We start from the raw sequence: 275 nt of genomic DNA, 5'->3' as shown, positions 1-275 counted from the left end.
TTCCAACCTGATCGACGTGTCGGTCTCACAGTCAAGCACCCTTATGCCATTGCACTCTGCAGACGATTACCAAACGCCTTGAGGGTACCTTGAGAAGCCTCCGTTACACTTTTGGAGGCGACCACCCCAGTCAAACTACCCACCATGCAATGTCTCCCTAACGGGATTAGACCTCAGATAACAAAAGGGTCGTATTTCAACGACGGCTACTCTACGCCTGACGACGCAGCATCAAAGCCTCCGACCTATCCTACACATCTGTTACCCAAAATCAA

At 50.5% G+C, this 275-nt stretch carries 1 rRNA gene; it reads right to left on the bottom strand.

What is annotated here, in order from left to right:
- Positions 1-275, bottom strand: a 23S ribosomal RNA gene (locus tag NE623_RS14530); the annotation flags it as partial.

Origin of the sequence: Gemmiger formicilis (assembly GCF_024462815.1) — a bacterium.
Lineage (GTDB): Bacteria > Bacillota > Clostridia > Oscillospirales > Ruminococcaceae > Gemmiger.
Note: the sequence above shows the minus strand (reverse complement) of the source record. Positions and strands in the feature narration are given on the sequence as shown.